This is a genomic window from Roseimarinus sediminis (assembly GCF_050433125.1).
In the GTDB taxonomy this organism is placed as follows: Bacteria; Bacteroidota; Bacteroidia; order Bacteroidales; family Prolixibacteraceae; genus Roseimarinus; species Roseimarinus sediminis.
This window is the reverse complement of sequence record NZ_JBNPXV010000001.1, coordinates 176,751-193,495: the sequence shown is the minus strand read 5'-3', so window position 1 is coordinate 193,495 and position 16,745 is coordinate 176,751. Positions and strand designations below refer to the sequence as shown.

The window sequence follows — 16,745 nt, the reverse complement described above, 5'->3', positions numbered from 1 at the left end:
TAGGAGCTACATTTATTCCAATTAATATCACCAAAAGGTAAGTTGCTGGCCGGTAACTTACCTTTTGGTAATATTAAATAAATTGCTACTTTTGTGTAGAACAATGTTTAAGCGATGGATTCACCATTTATATATGGAAGGCTTGCAATCGAAAACAACTTTACTGACAGGAACAAGGAGGTAAACCTTTTGGTGAACAACTTCAGTACAGGGATTAACACCATACTAATTTCTCCTCGGCGCTGGGGAAAGTCATCGTTGGTTGCCTACTCTGCACAAAAGGCAAGCGCATTAAATCCCAATCTTCGATTTTGTTTTCTCGACCTTTTCAATGTTCGTTCCGAAGAGCAATTTTATCAGGAATTAGCTGAAAAAGTTATACATGCAGCATCGGGCAGGCTGGAAACAATGGTCGATTTGGTGAAGAAATTTATGGGGAACTTTGTTCCAAAAATCAGCATAAACCCAACAAACGAGCAAAGCCTGTCATTGGCTTTTGACTGGAAGGAAGTCAAGAAAAGCCCAGATGAAATATTAAATCTTGCAGAGAAAATTGCCAGGCTGATGAAATTGAAATTTGTGATTTGTATTGATGAGTTTCAGAGCATGAGCAATTTTGAAAATCCGCTGGCCTTTCAGCAAAAACTTCGTTCACATTGGCAACTGCATCAACACAGCTCATATTGTTTGTATGGAAGTAAAAGGCACATGCTCATGGATGTTTTTACCAACGTGTCGATGCCTTTTTACAAGTTTGGCGACATGCTGTTTTTGCAGAAAATTGTTGAAAGCGAATGGGTTCCCTTTATTATCCGGCGTTTTTCCGATACCGGAAAAACAATCTTGAAAGACGAAGCAGCACAGATTGCCCGTCTGGCCGAGTGTCATCCGTATTATGTGCAGCAATTGGCCCAGCAATCGTGGTTGAGGACCGAAAAGCGGTGTAACGATCAAATAGTAAAGCAGGCATTCGGAGATATTATCGACCAACTAAGTTTACTCTTTCAGTCAAAAACCGATGAACTGGCCGAAACACATATCAATTTGATGGAAGCCATTTTGAAAGGCGAAAAACAATTAAGCGCGCAAAACGTACTACTGGCATATCGTCTGGGAACATCTGCCAATGTGTTGAAGGCGCGTAAATCCCTAATAAACAAGGAAATAATTGACATCGAAAAAAAACAAATTACTTTTTTGGATCCGATGTACAAACATTGGCTGAAAAGGGAATACTTTAAAATACAATAACTTGAAAACAAATAAAATCAAAGTCTGGCTCAAGGCTTTTCGTTTACGCACGCTTCCGCTTGCTCTGGCCAATGCCGTTATGGGAAGTTTTTTAGCGCTTTCTGACGGCCTTTTTCGCTGGCCGGTTTTTTTGCTTACTGTTTTCACCATTACTTTTCTGCAAATCCTGTCCAACCTGGCCAACGATTATGGCGATGCTGTTTCGGGCAAGGACAATCACCAAAGGGTAGGGCCGCAAAGGGTTACGGTATCAGGGCTGGTTAGCAAAAGCGAAATTAAGTCAATGATCATCGCTTTTGTGCTTTTATCGTTTGTTTCTGGCAGTCTGTTAATCGTGGTGGGCTTAAGCAATTTATCGTGGAAGGAGATACTGCTCTTTTTTGTACTGGGCATTGCTGCCATTGTTGCTGCGATTAAATATACTGTCGGACGAAATCCTTATGGCTACAAAGGCATGGGCGATATTTTTGTATTCATTTTCTTCGGTCTGGTTGGGGTGATGGGCACTTATTACCTGCACACGCACTGGCTTGAAGTTAATTTGTTTTATCCGGCTGCTGCAATCGGGCTATTAAGTGTTGGGGTGTTGAATGTAAACAACCTGCGCGACATCGAGACCGACACGCTTACAGGCAAGATAACCCTGGCAGTTAAGCAGGGCGCTGTTTTTGCCAAAAATTACCATGTGGTGTTGATTGCTACTGCGTTTCTTTTTACTACGGTTTATACCGTGAAAGAATACTTTTCACCCTGGCAGTGGTTATTTGCATTAAGCGTACCGCTTTTTGTACGACACATCATCAGGGTTTACAATCACCAGGCTGCAGAAGAACTCAATGCCGAATTAAAAAACCTGGCATTAACTACCTTTCTCTTTTCACTTTTATTTGGCCTTGGATTATTGCTTTGAGACATCATGAAACAATTAAAGGCAAGCTATAAAAAACATATGTTGCAGTTTATTCAGGCTGCCGGTACTTCGCGCGGAGTATACACAAGCAAAGAAAGCTGGTTTATTTTTCTTTCGGATGAAGAAAACACCGGGATGGGTGAATGCTCCTTATTACGCGATTTGAGCATTGACGACCGCCCTGATTTTGAAGAAAAGCTTCATCAGCTTTGTAGCGAAATCAATGCAGGCACTTTCAATTTTGGGGAAGCATTGTATGATTTTCCTGCAATTCAATTTGGACTTGAAACTGCCCTGCTCGATTTGCAAGGCGGAGGAAAGCACATCCTTTATCCTTCGGAGTTTACATCGGGGAAATCAGGAATAGTTACCAACGGACTTATTTGGATGGGCGATGAAAGCTACATGCGTACACAGATAGCCCAAAAGCTTGACCTGGGTTTTTCATGTATTAAGATGAAGATCGGGGCCATTGACTGGGAGACGGAAAAGGGCCTGATTTCGCAGATGCGTAAGCAGTTCAGTGCCCGGGAACTTACCATCAGGGTTGATGCCAATGGTGCTTTTCATCCCTCACAAGCCAGGCGGGTGCTTTCAGAACTGGCCGACTTACAGGTGCATTCTATTGAGCAACCCATTCAAGCCGGTCTGTGGGACGAAATGGCCGAACTTTGTGCCAAAACTCCTTTACCCATTGCTTTGGATGAGGAATTAATCGGTGTTTTTCCATTCAGCAAAAAGAAAAAACTGATGGAACATATCAGACCGCAGTACCTCATTTTGAAACCCGGTTTGCTGGGCGGATTTGTTGCCTCGGATGAATGGATTCAACTTGCCGAAAATCAAAACATTGCCTGGTGGGCTACCTCGGCTTTGGAAGCAAACATTGGACTGAATGCCATTGCACAATGGGTTTTTACGAAAAACAATAGCCTGCCACAGGGCTTGGGTACCGGTTTGCTTTTTTCAAACAATGTGGCTTCACCACTGGAGCTCCGGGGCGAAAAATTGTTTTACAGTCAGACCGCCTCGTGGGGAGCGCTTTCGTTGTAATTTTTTACCGGATGGCTTTCAATGCTAGCTGTCCTCTAATGCCCATGCTTCCTTCACATATTGCCAGAAGAGAGATAATTTCGCGATGACTGGCATATTTTTCTAATACCTGGTTCAAATCAGCAGCTGTTTTTATCTGGTTGCCAATGGCTGTGGCCAGCGCATCGGCCAGGGCACAATTTCGGGAAGCAAGCATTACCGCATCGGCTTTCCCAAAACTGACCGAAGGGCCAACCGTTCCGGCCGAAGTACAAATTCCAACCGGAGTAATGCTGGCCGGTACTTCAATTCCAACCTTGCCCGAAAGCGATGATTTTCCTGCGTATACCGAAAGGATCAGCTTGTTTTTTAAAAGCAGAAATAAATCGCCCCCGTTTTCAACGACAATTTCTTCTACCTCGAATTTTTTGATTAACTCCTGTGCGATGGCTTCGGCAAAAGCACCGGCCACAGCAGCCATTGGCCCTGTACCGGCTTTTCGGGCTGCTTCAGCCATTTTTTGCGCAATAGCCGGGGCATCGTCTTTCAGTTGGATTGGGATGAACGTCGTAGCAAAATCAGGCCGAATGAGCAGGTAAGCTTCGAGGGTTTTTCGCAATTCAAACAGGTGTTGTTGTGCATCGTTTACCATTGCCGGGTTATAGCTGCCGGGATCAACTCCGATCCACAGATCGGAATCCTTGTACCCAACGGTGAAAGCACGAAAACGGCCTTCTCCCATTTGTTTGCGATAGAAGCGTGGTTCAATTCCTGTCATCATTTAAAATTTCGCTAGCTCAGTTGCTAGTTCCCGTTATGAAAGTCAATTTCAAATAAATTAAGCGGGCAGGCTTTTACGCACAATTCACACACAATGCATTCGTCTTTGTTGAATTGCAATTCCCAGGTTTCGGGATGCATGGTAAGTGCACCGGCAAAGCAAACAGCCGTGCAGTTTCCACAATTGATGCAACGCTCCTGTGTGAGGGTTATTTTTTTGTCGAGTGGCGAACAGTCAACATCGTGCGATTGAAGGTAGGCAATTCCCTTTTCGATGTTCGAACGTTTGCCAACCAGTTCGAGCAGGAGGTTGCCGCGTTTTCCCGGGATCACTTCCGCCTTTAGTATGTTGATACTGATATCGTAGTCCTTTACCAGCACATAACTCAGTGGTTTGTCACCGCTTTGGGGCGGGAATTTTAATACATATCTGCGTTTAACCATTTTCATAATTCACCTCCTTTTGGCTTGGTATCAACTTCGTTGAGCGGTTTTAAAGTAGTATTGTCGGGAAACTGCTGAATAGGTTCCTGAAGAAGGAATTCACCATTTTGAACCTTTTTCTTAAGCAGGTCGGCAATTTTTCTTGCTTTGGCCAGACTGGCAACCGGAGCAGTTCTTATGCTTTGTCCGTTGATTTCGATTTGTCCCGAGCGCAGTTCTTCATAACTTACTTCTCCAATTTTGGGCATGCCCGGCATTCCGTAGTCGAGCACCGAAGTATGGATCTGGCTGTTATTGATCGAAACCCGGCGTGCCATCTCGACATTCAAAACCGGAATAGGAATGCCAATTCCTACAAAAAGGCTTACGCCGTAATTTTCGTAGTAGGCCGCACGAAGGTATTCACTACTCATTTCCTTTAGGTTGCCAATTACAGCAAGTGTGGCGGCATTGGTTACAGGAACTCCGTTTTCATCTTTAGGACGTGTTGTATGAAACTGCGTTCCGGGCCATGCCACAAAACCGCTTGTTCCTCCTATAAAGATACGTGTTCCAATGCCGATGGTTTTCATTTCGGGATCGTTGAGCAAGGGACTTAGTTCGCCTGCGGTCGAATAGGTGGCATTCCGAAGGTTGGGCAACAAAGTTCCCATGTAGGTAAACTTGGTTTTATTGGTCGAATTAACAGCTACGTTGTAATTTTGATAAGCATTGCGGGGATTGAACAAGAACATTTCATTCACCGTATTCCTGTTGATTAAAGTTTTGATGTGTCGGCGCGGATAGCAATCGGTACCCTTGCCCCATGCTTCGAGTACAATGTCTTTCCCATTGATGAGATCCTCAATAACGTGGGCGCCGCCATAGGCCGGATTTTCAGCACTCACAGCGGTTGCTCCCAGATAAGTATCAACAGCAGCAAGCCCTTCGTAGGCTGGTACACCATTCAGCAATATTTTCTCCATGCGTATGGGTGGCGTGGCATGACCGAAATTGATGAAGGCTCCGCTGGAGCACATGGCACCAAAAGTGGCAGTGGTTACTACATCCACCTTTTCGGCAATTTCTTCAGCACTGGCTGTTAGTGCCATTTTTGCTACTTCTTCGGCAGTTAGTACTACCGCTTCGCCATTCAAAATTTTTTGATTGATTTCGCTGTATGTTTTTTGTACGCTCATAATTGAAAATTTACCTGCTAAAAATGTTTGCTAACCATTGCTTTACAGTAATGCGCAGCAAGGGTTGAATGCTAAAACAGCATTTCTCTGGCAACAATAACAGACTATAAAGTATCCGTGTGATTTGTATCATACTAAATTATTATTCCGTTTTTACGGCCGGGTATTGGCACCTTATCGCAGCGATAGGTTGCCAGTGGATCGATGAGCCCGTTCTCTAACCACTTCTCAATAATTATATCGCTTGAAGTGTTTAACGGCGGTAAAAGTAACAGCTATTTAGCTGATTTCAAACAAGGCGGATTAATGTAAAATGAATATGAATAAGCTTTATTGGGAATACGAAAGGCGGTTGTTTTCGATAAACAGCGCGCGCAGGCTGTTCATGTTGTTGATTGAGTGAGGTAAATTTCCGTCGAGTTTGTTGTGTGCCAGATTCAAATAACGCAAATTGTTGAGCAGCGTGATCGATTCAGGGATTGAACCATCAATCTGGTTGTGACTCAGGTTGATCATCACCAGAGAGTTTACCTTTCCTATTTGTTCCGGAATGCTTCCGCTAAGGTTGTTATTCGCCAGGTTGATGAGCTGCAGTTGGCTCAGATTTTCAAGCTGGCAGGGAATTTTACCTTCGAGATAGTTGTTGGAGAGCGATAGCAATGTCAGTTTGGGTAATTGGCATAAACCCTCCGGAATGTTACCCGTAAGGCGGTTGTGCGATAACGATAAACCACTTAATAGTTTCAGATTGCCGATCGATTCAGGAATTTCGCCTTCGATGTTATTGAAGCAGATGATAAGTTCTTCGAGCGCGATGGCATCACCCATATTGAGCGGTAAGTTAGCACTGAAATTATTGTTTGAAAGGTTGATTCTTTGTAAAGTGGTGATCTCAAAAAGTGATGAAGGAATGCTGCCTTCAATTTTGTTATTGTACAAATAAAGGGCTTTTAGATGAGTCAGGTTATTAAGTGACTCGGGAAGGGTGCCACTCAGGTTGTTCGAACACAGATCGATGGCACTTACATGACCATTCATTACCGTAATGCCATACCACGAGGACGGTGTTTCAGATTGCAGCCAGTTTCGCTTGTCGATCCATTGTTCTCCATCGCAGGCATAAAAAAGCTCCATTAAGGCCGATACTTCAGTCAGCGGAATTTCGTCGATCGATTTTAATCTGAAATTGTTTTCCTGGCCATGTAAACTGGGAAGACCAACAAATAGCAGCAATATCGCAAGCATTACAAAGAAGCCGGATTTTCCGGTTTTCTTTGCATGTAGCGGGTTATGAAAAGAAGCAAAAGAATAGCTTTTTAAATCATGCATTTGTAACGGTTGGCTGATGTTGGTTTTTGGTAATAAATATACTGATAATCAGAAGATGGACAGGTGGTCTGTTGTTATACTTGAAATATTATTTTGATGAATGTGGCTTTTGTTGTGATGAAATTTCAAAATGTAGTTATTAAACCAGCAAATACTTAAATAATTCAAAAAAAGATCTCCTTCTTAATATTTTTGTCTGATTAAAGCTGCAGCCCTCATGGATTGTTCAGATTTATTAACTTTGCCACACAATATATTTTGCACTATGGAACAGCAAATTCTGATTTACAATACACTCAGTGGTAAAAAAGAACGCTTCGAACCCGTTACCCCTGGTTTTGTGGGAATGTATGTTTGTGGCCCTACCGTATACGGTCATGCCCACCTGGGACATTCGCGACCAGCGATTACCTTCGATTTGGTTCATCGCTATTTTCTTCACCTGGGATATAAGGTACGCTATGTGCGCAACATAACTGATGTGGGGCACCTGGTGGCCGATGCCGACGAGGGAGAAGATAAAATCGGGCAGAAAGCCAGGTTGGAACAACTTGAACCAATGGAAGTAGTGCAAACCTACACCAATAGTTACAGGCGGAACATGTTGCAGCTCAATGTGCTTCCACCCAGTATCGAGCCAACAGCAACCGGGCACATTATCGAGCAGATTGAAGTGGTAAGCACCCTCCTGAAAAAGGGATATGCTTACGAAAGCAATGGTTCGGTCTATTTTGATGTCAATAAATATGCCGCTGACTATGAATATGGAAAATTGTCGGGACGGAAAATTGAGGATCTTTTGACCAACACGCGTGAGCTCGATGGTCAGGACGAAAAGCATTCATCGCTCGATTTTGCTGTTTGGAAGAAAGCAAGCGGGGAACATCTTATGCGCTGGCCGTCACCGTGGAGCGATGGTTTCCCGGGCTGGCATACCGAATGTGTGGCCATGAGTACCAAATACCTGGGCGAACGTTTCGACATTCACGGAGGTGGAATGGATTTAATGTTCCCTCACCACGAAGCCGAAGTGGCGCAGAGTTGTGCTTCGCTGGGACACGAAAGCGTTAACTATTGGATGCACAACAATATGATTACCATTAACGGGCAGAAAATGGGCAAGTCGCTTGGAAACTTCATTCTTCTGGATGAATTTTTCAACGGAAAGCATGCCTTGCTTGAGCAGGCTTACTCGCCCATGGTAATTCGCTTTTTCATGTTGCAGGCACATTACCGCAGTACGCTCGATTTTTCAAATGAGGCCCTGCAGGCAGCCGAAAAAGGTTTGCAACGCCTGCTCAGGGCAGTTGGTTTGCTCGATTCAATAAAGCCGGGAAAAGAGTCATCGGTCGATGTGGCACCTTTGCAAGCTGCTTGTTATGCAGCCATGAACGACGATTTTAATTCACCAATTGTAATCGCACATCTATTCGACGGGGTGCGCATCATTAATAGCCTCAACGATGGCAAAGCAACCATTAATGAAGCAGACCTGGAGCAACTGAAGCAGCTTTTTCACAATTTTGTTTTCGACATACTCGGGCTACAAAGCGAAGCAGCTGCTGAAAGCAGCAAGCAGCACCTGCTTGATGAACTGGTTGAAATGTTGCTTCAGCTGCGTGTAGAAGCGAAAGCCAATAAAAATTGGGCACTTTCAGATAAAATCAGGGATGATTTGGCAGCACTTGGCTTCGTAATCAAGGACACAAAAGATGGTTTTGAGTGGGAGCTTAAGAAATAGCAGGTAAGAGAAGAGGGCTTCAGAAGAAAAGTTATTTGTAAAATAGCAAAGTTCACCCGATGTACTGAATCTTTTCTTCAGAACCTGCATGTTCTATTCCTGTAAATTGAAGTGCTGTAGACGATAAATTTCTATTTTAGCGTGTGCTTTTTAATTCACTCATATTTGTACTTTTTGCACTGCTGTTTTTCACGGTCTCGAAAGTCATAGGCAAAAACGTGAAGGGACGCCTTTTGTGGTTAACTGTCGCTTCGTTTTTCTTTTATGGATGGTGGGACTGGCGTTTTCTTTTCCTTATTCTGTTTAGTGGAATGATCGATTTTTTGGCGGCATTGGGCATGCAACACTATCGTCGAAGGAGAAAGTTGTTTTTTGTTCTTTCCATCATTGCCAATATCGGATCACTTTCAGTCTTTAAATATTCGGGCTTCATTGCACAAAATATCGATTCGCTGCTGGGATTAAGCGGTGGAAATTCCTTATTGGGAGCAACCCCCGATTTCTTTTTGGTAACTCCCGTCGGAATTAGTTTTTACACCTTCCAAAGCATGAGTTACACCTTTGACGTGTACCGTGAAAAAATCAAACCAACCCGAAGCCTGATCCATTTTTTCGCTTATCTGTCGATGTTTCCGCAGTTGGTTGCCGGCCCCATTGTTCGGGCAAGTACTATGCTGCCTCAAATGCTGAAACAAACGAAGGTGTCGGCAGCCGAACGCTGGGCGGGTTTCCAGCTCATTGTAAGGGGGTATTTTAAAAAGATGGTCATTGCCGACAACCTGGCCCCGCTGGTGGTCAGTGCCTTTAGTGCGCCGGGAATCAATGAGTCGTCGATGTACTGGTGGGGGGTGATGATTGCCTTTGCGTTACAGATTTACTGCGATTTTGCAGGTTACAGCGATATTGCACGTGGCCTGGCCCGATGGATGGGCTACGATTTCCCCGATAATTTTAATCATCCCTATATTTCGCGGAGTATGCGCGAATTCTGGTCACGCTGGCACATTTCTCTTTCTACCTGGTTTCGCGATTACCTTTATATTCCTTTGGGCGGAAACCGAAAAGGCCGGTTTCGTGGCTATGTCAATTTATGGATCACCATGCTGGTTTCGGGCTTATGGCACGGAGCTGCCTGGACTTTTGTTGCCTGGGGCGGAATTCATGCATTCTTTTCAAGCTTCGAGCGCATCACAGGCTGGGATCGACTGATAGGTCGTAACCGCCTGACGAACTTGTTTGGCTGGTTTTTCGTAACGGTGCAGGTGCTGGTTGCCTGGGTTTTTTTCCGGGCCAACTCCATCGATCAGGCCTGGGAAATTGTGAAAGTCATGTTCTCGTTTCAAGGAACTTTTGCTTTTAACTGGGGCCTCAATGGAAGTATATTTATTTCGCTGATGCTGGTTCGCGAGTTGTTTGCCGCGCTCAGGCTTGACAAATACTTCAGAAAAGTACCTCCATTGGCCGAGATGGTATTTTATGCCATTTTAATTGTAGTTATCATATTTTTCCGTGGACCCGGAAGTGAGTTTATTTATTTTCAGTTTTAATGAAAAAGCAGGCCAACATAACACTAAGTGTGATCATTGCCGCCATCCTGACGGTGGGTCTTGGTCTGTTGTTACCCAAAGATGCCGAAAAGTATCTGGGAGAACGTTTCTGGTCGCAAAAAACCTTTGCCCCTTCGCGCTACGATGTGGTACTGATGGGTGATTCACGGGTTTATCGCGGTCTTTCACCGCGCGCCATGCAGACCGTCCTTCCCGGTTTTTCCATCCTTAATTTTGGCTACTCAAACGGCGGTTTAAATCGACGCATGTTTAAGGCTGCTGAAGAAAAACTCAGCGACAGGGCAAAGCATAAAATCATCGTAATGGGTATTTCGGCCAATACAATTACGCGCTACAGCATTGCCAACGATCAGTACCTGCAGGAACTGACCCGTCCGCGCGAAGAGATCATTGAGCGGCTTTACCTGAATCCGGTAAAATATTGGTTTACCCCTACGTCTCCCGAACAGCTTATTGACATGAAGAATCAAAGCCCCGATGCTTCTTATTATCGAAATGAATACTTTGCCAACGGCTATGTGCGCTCCGAAAAGTTTCCGGTCGACACTACCGAAGCATTGCCTTCGTATGTTAAAGATTATAAGAAGTATAAGGTTGATTCAGTTTTGATGGATGATTTATTTGCTCAGCTTGAAGAATGGAAACAAAAAGAAATCATGGTGTTTGGCTTCAGGCCGCCCGTGACGGTTTCAATGGCCGCTTTGGCCGACACTCTGGGGGGCTACAACGAAACCCTAATTAGCAACAGCTTTACTGCGGCCGGTGGCTTTTGGATTGATTTAAAGGGAAGGCCCTTTTCGACTTACGACGGCAGTCATCTCGATCCAGCTTCAGCAGAAAAACTGTCGAAGATCGTTGCTGGGGAGATCAGTGCAAAGTTAAAGCAGCTGAACGATGGCGTTTCAGAATAAGCCCTGTTTTTCCCAGAGCAAAAAACAAGGTGAGTACCAGGATGATGGTGGCGCCTGAGGGCAGATTGGTGTAATACGAAAGCATCAGCCCGGAGAACATTCCGACAAAGCCTGTTATTACAGAACCAATCATGATATTTTTAAATTTTTTGGTGAAGAGGTTGATCGTCGCCTGTGGTAAGGTTAGCAACGAAAGCACAAGAATAACTCCTGAAATGCGGATACTGGCAACAATGGCCAGGGCACTCATCCCCATCAGAATGTAATTGACCCACTGAACCGGAAGCTGGCGGGTTTGTGCAAATTCTTCATCGAAGGCAACACTTACAATCAGTCGGAAAAAGAAAGTAAAAAGCAGCAACAAAATCAGCGATACCAGCCCCATAAAAATCAAATCACCGGCATTTACGGTGAGGATGCTTCCGAAAAGAAAACTCATGAGGTTGGGTGCATAGCCGGGAGTGATGGCAATAAAAATTATACCAATGGCCATTCCCAGCGACCACCAGATGGCAATCGACGAATCCTGTCTGATGTTCCCGCGCTGGGTGAAATAATTGATCCCAAAAGCAGAAAGAACGGCAAAAACAGCCGCTCCTAAAATAGGGTTCAAACCAAGAAAATAAGCAATTCCGATTCCGCCAAACGAGGCGTGGGTAATGCCACCTCCTATAAAGACCATGCGTCGCGAAACAATGTATGTTCCTGTTATTCCGCATGAAATTGCAGTTAAAAAGGAAGCCAGCAGTGCATTGGTGAAAAAATCGTATTTTAAAAGTTCTGTCATGCTTTATCGGGTACAGTTTACTTAGTGTTGATGAGGCCCCAAAACGGTGTGGGGCACTTCGCCATGAGTGATCATCTGGATCGGACAATTGTAGGATGCCAGTAATTCGGGCGATATGATGTTCGACGGGTGGTATTGCAGCGCCTTATTTACACAGGCAATGCTTTTCACATGCGCACTGATGGTTCCCACATCGTGCGAAACCAATACGATGGCCATGCGTTGGTTGACTTCTACCAGTTTCGAATACAATTCGGTTTCAAAATTATTGTCGACATAGGTGTCGGGTTCGTCGAGAATCAGCAAGCGTGGAGATGAGACCAGTGCACGGCTCAGAAAAACACGCTGCATTTGCCCGCCCGACAGCTCGCCAATGGGCTTGTGTGCCAGATGTTCGATGCCCATTTCGTTAAGCATGTCCATCGCTCTGGCTTTGTCGGCTTTGTGCGAGCCTCTTAGCCAGTTGTTGCGCCGTGCAAGTCCCGAAACCACAACTTCGTAAACGGTAATTGGGAAACGGTGATCAAATTTATTGACCTGTGGAAGGTAGCCGATGTTACTGCCCCGGTCGTTGAAAGCTTCAGAAAAAAGCAGCGACCCGCTGCTGGGCTCAACAAGTCCCAGAATGGCTTTGAGCAGGGTCGTTTTTCCCCCGCCATTGGGCCCGATAACACCAATGAAGTCGTTCTCGTCGATGCGCATGTTGACATTTTCGAGTGCGACGTAATCATCGTATTGAACCGTTAAATTTTTTATTTCGATCAATGGCTTCATTCTGCTTTGAACGATTGTTCCAGTTTTCGTGTGATGGCATACATTTCATTCAGCCAGTCTTCCGAAAGCGGATCGACTGTTTCCACTTTGGCCCCGATGGCTTTGGCAATGGCATTGGCTTTGGTCGTTTCGAACTGAGTTTGAACAAAAATGGTATTGATGTTCTTTTCTTCAGCCTGATCAATCATTTTCTTCATGTGTGCTGTGCTGGGTGATTTGCCTTCAAACTCAATCGAAAGTTGCTCCAGGTGATAATCGCGTGCATAATAACTCAGCGAAGGATGAAAAATCATGAAGGAATGCGCAACGGTATCGGTAATGGAGCTTCGGATGTAATTATCGAGGGTGTCGATGCGGGCAATGAAAAGACGAAGGTTCTCATCAAAGCTTGTGGCGTGTTCGGGAAAGTCGGCCGAAAGTGTAGCGGCTATATTTCTTGAAATGGTTTTTACATTCTCGGGCGAAGTCCAGATGTGTGGATCAGTGCCACCATGATCGTGGCCATGATCATCTTCGTGATGATGATGGGCCACATCGCCTCTGAGCAGGTCGATGCCTTTGCTGCACGAAATAAATTCAACCCCTGGAGCCGCTTTGTCGAAGCGTTTCATCCACGATTTTTCGAAGCCCAGATGCCCAACATAGAAGTAATATTTTGCCTGACTCAACGCTTCGACCTGCCGTGGAGTAGGTTCATAATCGGCCGGACTCGATCCGGGAGCCAGCATCACATTGACTTGAAATAAGTCGCCGGCTATTTGCTCAATAAAATATTTCTGAGGAGGAATGCTTACGGTAATGTTGGTGCCACTGTCGGCTGCCTTATTATTACAGGCCACCAAAAGCAACAAGGCTCCAAGTAAAAAAAGGATCGGTTTAAACATAATTGATCAACGTTTTAAAAAGTAAAAACAAAGTGCTGCAAATTTAGTTTTTTATTTTTCTCTTTTGTTTTTATAAGAACTTGCTTTCTCAGGCCGATTGTCTTGCAAGCAATCATGCCTGATCAGTTTTCTTCTCAGCCTGATCTGTTTGCGTTTTAATTTTTCGTGGTGGAACAGGATCGTATCCGTGTGTTCCCCAGGGATGGCATTTCGACAGTCGTCGGAGTCCCATCCAGAATCCTTTGAAGGGGCCATGGATTTTGATGGCTTCAATCATGTAGTTTGAACAGGTGGGAACATGCCTGCATGAGGGGGGAGTGAGGGGTGATATGGCATATTTATAAAAGTACACCAATGCAAGAATTGGATAACTGATTAGTTTTAATATGAATTTATAAAACGCCATTATTAAGTCACTAGTCATTAAGTCGCTAGCCATTAAGTCATTAGTAAATTGATCTCTTTGCTAATGAGCAAGGACTATTTCCAATTTTCTATTTTTCAAAGTCTTTAAATAATAAACTGGGCTGAATGCCCTGGTTGTTTTGATATTTCCCGCTTTTGTATTTTTCGTATTCGCCCAGCAGGTCGTGGTAATAGATCTGACAAATTTCAACTCCCGCATAAATCCTGATGGGTTGAACACAAAAGATTTCGAGTGTCCAGAAGCCTGCAAAACCTACATCGCCAAAACCGGCAGTAACGTGAATAAACATCCCCAGGCGGCCAATGGACGAACGCCCTTCGAGCATGGGTACCAGGTTTTCGGTACGGGTGTATTCCAGTGTGCGGCCCAGGTAAAGTTTGTTGGTTTCCAGCAACAAACCCTCTTCAGGAATAAACAGTTCGGAAGCTGTGTTTTCCTTTTTCATGTCCAGCTCATTTTTATCGTAAACCATCAGGCGATTGTGCAGCTTCAGGTTGTAGCTGTTGGGATTGAGTTGAGCAGGGCTGTAAGGTTCAATGAAAATATCCTTGTTCAAACGTTTTTTAATTTCTTTGCCGGAAAGAATCATGTGTTTATGCTTTAAAAATGCAGGACAAATATAAAGGGTTTAATTTCAATAAAAGAGCGTGGAGTTTGAATTCTTTCCATTTTCACCAGATGGCCTTATCTGTGTAATCTTCACGACAAAAACCGATAAGAAGTAAACCACTGGTCGAACAATGTGTTTATAGAAAGCACAATCAAAAGGTTTATTCAGTTTAAATTTTTTCATCTTATTCATATACAAATGCCCAAACCATCAGAATACATCCGTGGTGATCAATACCTCTTTAAAAATAAAGTGCTGGAAATCGAAGAAGTGTGCCCCGGCAAGTTCCTGCTTCGTGTCGAAAAGCAGTTCGATTTGAAGGCCGGCCAGGTGGTGGCTGTTGCTGCCGATGAGTCGAATGCCCCGCGGATTTACAGTGTATGCAGCGGCGAGAACGATTCCTTTCTGCAAATTCTTTTCGACCTGAAAGAGGATGGTTGGCTCACCCCGCTCATGGCAAAAATGAAAGCAGGCGATGCGTTGTATGTAAGTAAGCCTTACGGGAGTTTTTTACCTGACGCTGAGCACCCGATGTGGTGGATTGCAACGGGCACGGGCATCGCTCCGTTTTACGCCATGATGCGCTCGGCTTACCGGCCCGAACGATTGCTCCACGGGGCCCGCACGCTCAGCAATTTCTATTTTGAACGTGAATTCAAAGAGACACTTCGCGAACATTATATCCGCTGTTCAACGGGTTCCGATGCGCAGGGCGATTATTTCGGACGCGTAACTTCCTTTCTCGAAAATGTTGATCGATTGCCAACCAACAATAAGTATTACCTTTGCGGCAGAGCATTAATGGTGGTTGAAGTCAGGGATTTGCTTATTTCAAAAGGGATTCCGTATGGCAACATCATCTCTGAAATCTTTTTTTAAAACGATGGCAAAACAAGAAATAATAAATAATGAACAAGAGTCGCAAAGTAGCGTAGATCAAAGCAACTCAATTAGGAGTCTGTCTGATATCCAGCAACCAGCAACCAGCATCGAGCAACCAGCATCGAGCATCCGACCAGCAACGGGCAACGAGCAACCAGCATCGAAAAAACAAGCCCTCTTTGGCTTAACACTCGATGAACTGACCGCCCTGGTTCTGGAACTCGGCTTGCCTAAATTCACCGGCAAACAAATTGCCGACTGGCTTTATAAAAAGGAGATTTCGTCGATTGAAGAAATGACCAACCTTTCGAAGAAAGCCCGTGAGTTGTTGCTCGAAAAATACGAGGTGGGCCTGGTGGCTCCCATCAAAGTGCAGGAGAGTTCCGACGGAACCAAAAAATATCTTTTCCCGACAGCCCATGGCAAGTACATCGAAACAGCCATGATTCCCGACAAACACCGCAAAACAGTTTGTGTTTCGTCGCAGGTAGGCTGCAAAATGGGTTGCCTTTTTTGTATGACCGGGAAACAGGGCTTTAACGGTCAGCTCACAGCTGGCGAAATTGTGAATCAGCTTCGGATGATCGAAGAGTTTGGCGAGGTGACCAATATTGTATACATGGGCATGGGTGAACCTTTCGATAACCTCGATGAAGTGCTTAAGAGTACCGAAATATTAACGGCCGAATGGGCTTATGCCATGAGTCCGCGCCGGGTAACCGTATCGTCGATCGGTATTGTTCCGGCCCTCAGGCGTTTTTTGAATGAAAGCAAGTGCAATCTGGCCATCAGTGTTCACACGCCTTTTGATCAGGAGCGCCAGCAACTGATGCCGGTGCAAATGGCTTACCCGATTAAGGACGTTGTTGACGAAATCCGCTCGTTCGATTTTGACCGCCAGCGTAAGCTCTCGTTCGAGTACATCGTGTTTGGCGGTTTAAACGATACACCCGAACACGTGAAGGAAATGACCCGGCTTTTCAATGGCATCAGAAGCCACGTGAACCTGATTCGCTTTCACCCCATTCCGGGCACCCCTTTGCAAAAAACCGACGAACAGCGCCTGCAATATTTCAAAGATGCACTGAATCAGAAGGGAATTCTCACCACGGTGCGTGCTTCGCGGGGTCAGGACATTTATGCTGCCTGTGGCCTCTTAAGTACAAAAGCACTGGTGGGCGATCAATAAGAAGCATTAAAAGGGGCTTTTTCTCAGCCAGTTTTAATGCGGCACTGA

The 16,745-nt window shown here is 44.8% G+C and carries 17 protein-coding genes and 1 riboswitch; of the genes, 8 read left to right on the top strand and 9 right to left on the bottom strand.

Going from position 1 to position 16,745, the window contains the following annotated elements; all coding sequences use genetic code 11:
• Nucleotides 1–114 precede the first annotated feature (114 nt).
• From FHS86_RS00745 to FHS86_RS00735, 3 genes are read left to right on the top strand one after another with little or no spacing between them, the layout of a single operon-like run.
• Nucleotides 115–1,251, top strand: a complete 1,137-nt coding sequence (locus FHS86_RS00745) for an AAA family ATPase (protein WP_429410089.1) — start codon at nucleotides 115–117, stop codon at nucleotides 1,249–1,251.
• A gap of 1 nt (nucleotide 1,252) precedes the next feature.
• Complete coding sequence (locus FHS86_RS00740; protein WP_429410087.1) at nucleotides 1,253–2,161, top strand: 1,4-dihydroxy-2-naphthoate polyprenyltransferase; 909 nt, start codon at nucleotides 1,253–1,255, stop codon at nucleotides 2,159–2,161.
• Between the two features lie 39 nt (nucleotides 2,162–2,200).
• Complete coding sequence (locus FHS86_RS00735) at nucleotides 2,201–3,214, top strand: o-succinylbenzoate synthase (protein ID WP_429410085.1); 1,014 nt, start codon at nucleotides 2,201–2,203, stop codon at nucleotides 3,212–3,214.
• Between the two features lie 4 nt (nucleotides 3,215–3,218).
• Here FHS86_RS00735 and FHS86_RS00730 read toward each other — a convergent pair whose 3' ends face one another.
• From FHS86_RS00730 to FHS86_RS00715, 4 genes are all read right to left on the bottom strand, one after another.
• On the bottom strand, nucleotides 3,219–3,971 hold the full coding sequence (locus tag FHS86_RS00730; protein WP_429410083.1) for a UPF0280 family protein: 753 nt from the start codon (nucleotides 3,969–3,971) through the stop codon (nucleotides 3,219–3,221).
• A 26-nt stretch (nucleotides 3,972–3,997) separates the two neighbouring features.
• On the bottom strand, nucleotides 3,998–4,423 hold the full coding sequence (locus tag FHS86_RS00725) for an NIL domain-containing protein (RefSeq protein ID WP_429410081.1): 426 nt from the start codon (nucleotides 4,421–4,423) through the stop codon (nucleotides 3,998–4,000).
• A complete protein-coding gene (locus FHS86_RS00720) occupies nucleotides 4,420–5,595 on the bottom strand; it encodes a homocysteine biosynthesis protein (RefSeq protein WP_429410079.1) in 1,176 nt (391 codons plus the stop codon). The genes FHS86_RS00725 and FHS86_RS00720 overlap by 4 nt, the downstream gene beginning before the upstream one ends.
• 136 nt (nucleotides 5,596–5,731) lie before the next feature.
• A riboswitch (SAM riboswitch) is annotated at nucleotides 5,732–5,833 on the bottom strand.
• Nucleotides 5,834–5,925: 92 nt separating this feature from the next.
• Complete coding sequence (locus FHS86_RS00715; protein WP_429410077.1) at nucleotides 5,926–6,924, bottom strand: leucine-rich repeat domain-containing protein; 999 nt, start codon at nucleotides 6,922–6,924, stop codon at nucleotides 5,926–5,928.
• Between the two features lie 265 nt (nucleotides 6,925–7,189).
• Between FHS86_RS00715 and cysS the strand changes: the two genes are divergently transcribed.
• The 3 genes from cysS (at nucleotide 7,190) to FHS86_RS00700 (ending at nucleotide 11,144) form a co-directional block, all read left to right on the top strand.
• On the top strand, nucleotides 7,190–8,665 hold the full coding sequence (gene cysS, locus FHS86_RS00710; RefSeq protein ID WP_429410075.1) for a cysteine--tRNA ligase: 1,476 nt from the start codon (nucleotides 7,190–7,192) through the stop codon (nucleotides 8,663–8,665).
• A 218-nt stretch (nucleotides 8,666–8,883) separates the two neighbouring features.
• Nucleotides 8,884–10,212 carry an MBOAT family O-acyltransferase gene (locus FHS86_RS00705; protein ID WP_429410073.1) on the top strand — a complete coding sequence of 443 codons (1,329 nt, stop codon included), beginning with the start codon at nucleotides 8,884–8,886 and terminating at the stop codon, nucleotides 10,210–10,212.
• Entirely contained in the window at nucleotides 10,212–11,144 is a 933-nt protein-coding gene (locus FHS86_RS00700) for a hypothetical protein (RefSeq protein ID WP_429410071.1), read from the top strand. The genes FHS86_RS00705 and FHS86_RS00700 overlap by 1 nt, the downstream gene beginning before the upstream one ends.
• On the opposite strand, the gene FHS86_RS00695 is transcribed toward FHS86_RS00700, so the two are convergent.
• The 5 genes from FHS86_RS00695 to dcd form a co-directional block, all read right to left on the bottom strand.
• Nucleotides 11,101–11,931: a metal ABC transporter permease gene (locus FHS86_RS00695; protein WP_429410069.1), complete on the bottom strand. Its 831-nt coding sequence runs from the start codon at nucleotides 11,929–11,931 to the stop codon at nucleotides 11,101–11,103. The two genes, FHS86_RS00700 and FHS86_RS00695, sit on opposite strands and share 44 nt — an antisense overlap.
• A gap of 21 nt (nucleotides 11,932–11,952) precedes the next feature.
• Nucleotides 11,953–12,705, bottom strand: coding sequence for a metal ABC transporter ATP-binding protein (locus tag FHS86_RS00690; RefSeq protein WP_429410067.1), 753 nt, complete (start codon nucleotides 12,703–12,705; stop codon nucleotides 11,953–11,955).
• Nucleotides 12,702–13,589: a metal ABC transporter solute-binding protein, Zn/Mn family gene (locus FHS86_RS00685; protein WP_429410065.1), complete on the bottom strand. Its 888-nt coding sequence runs from the start codon at nucleotides 13,587–13,589 to the stop codon at nucleotides 12,702–12,704. Before FHS86_RS00685 ends, FHS86_RS00690 begins: the two co-directional genes overlap by 4 nt.
• Nucleotides 13,590–13,701: 112 nt before the next feature.
• Nucleotides 13,702–13,995 carry a membrane protein insertion efficiency factor YidD gene (gene yidD, locus FHS86_RS00680; protein ID WP_429410063.1) on the bottom strand — a complete coding sequence of 98 codons (294 nt, stop codon included), beginning with the start codon at nucleotides 13,993–13,995 and terminating at the stop codon, nucleotides 13,702–13,704.
• 88 nt (nucleotides 13,996–14,083) lie between these two features.
• Nucleotides 14,084–14,605 carry a dCTP deaminase gene (dcd, locus tag FHS86_RS00675; RefSeq protein ID WP_429410061.1) on the bottom strand — a complete coding sequence of 174 codons (522 nt, stop codon included), beginning with the start codon at nucleotides 14,603–14,605 and terminating at the stop codon, nucleotides 14,084–14,086.
• Nucleotides 14,606–14,824: 219 nt separating this feature from the next.
• Here dcd and FHS86_RS00670 point away from each other — a divergent pair, with 219 nt between their 5' ends.
• Together FHS86_RS00670 and rlmN are read left to right on the top strand one after the other, a co-directional pair.
• The gene (locus FHS86_RS00670) at nucleotides 14,825–15,505 is read left to right on the top strand and encodes an FAD-binding oxidoreductase (RefSeq protein ID WP_429410059.1); all 681 of its coding nucleotides are present in this window, start codon (nucleotides 14,825–14,827) and stop codon (nucleotides 15,503–15,505) included.
• Between the two features lie 4 nt (nucleotides 15,506–15,509).
• Nucleotides 15,510–16,697, top strand: coding sequence for a dual-specificity RNA methyltransferase RlmN (rlmN, locus tag FHS86_RS00665; protein WP_429410057.1), 1,188 nt, complete (start codon nucleotides 15,510–15,512; stop codon nucleotides 16,695–16,697).
• The last annotated feature ends 48 nt before the right edge of the window (nucleotides 16,698–16,745 follow it).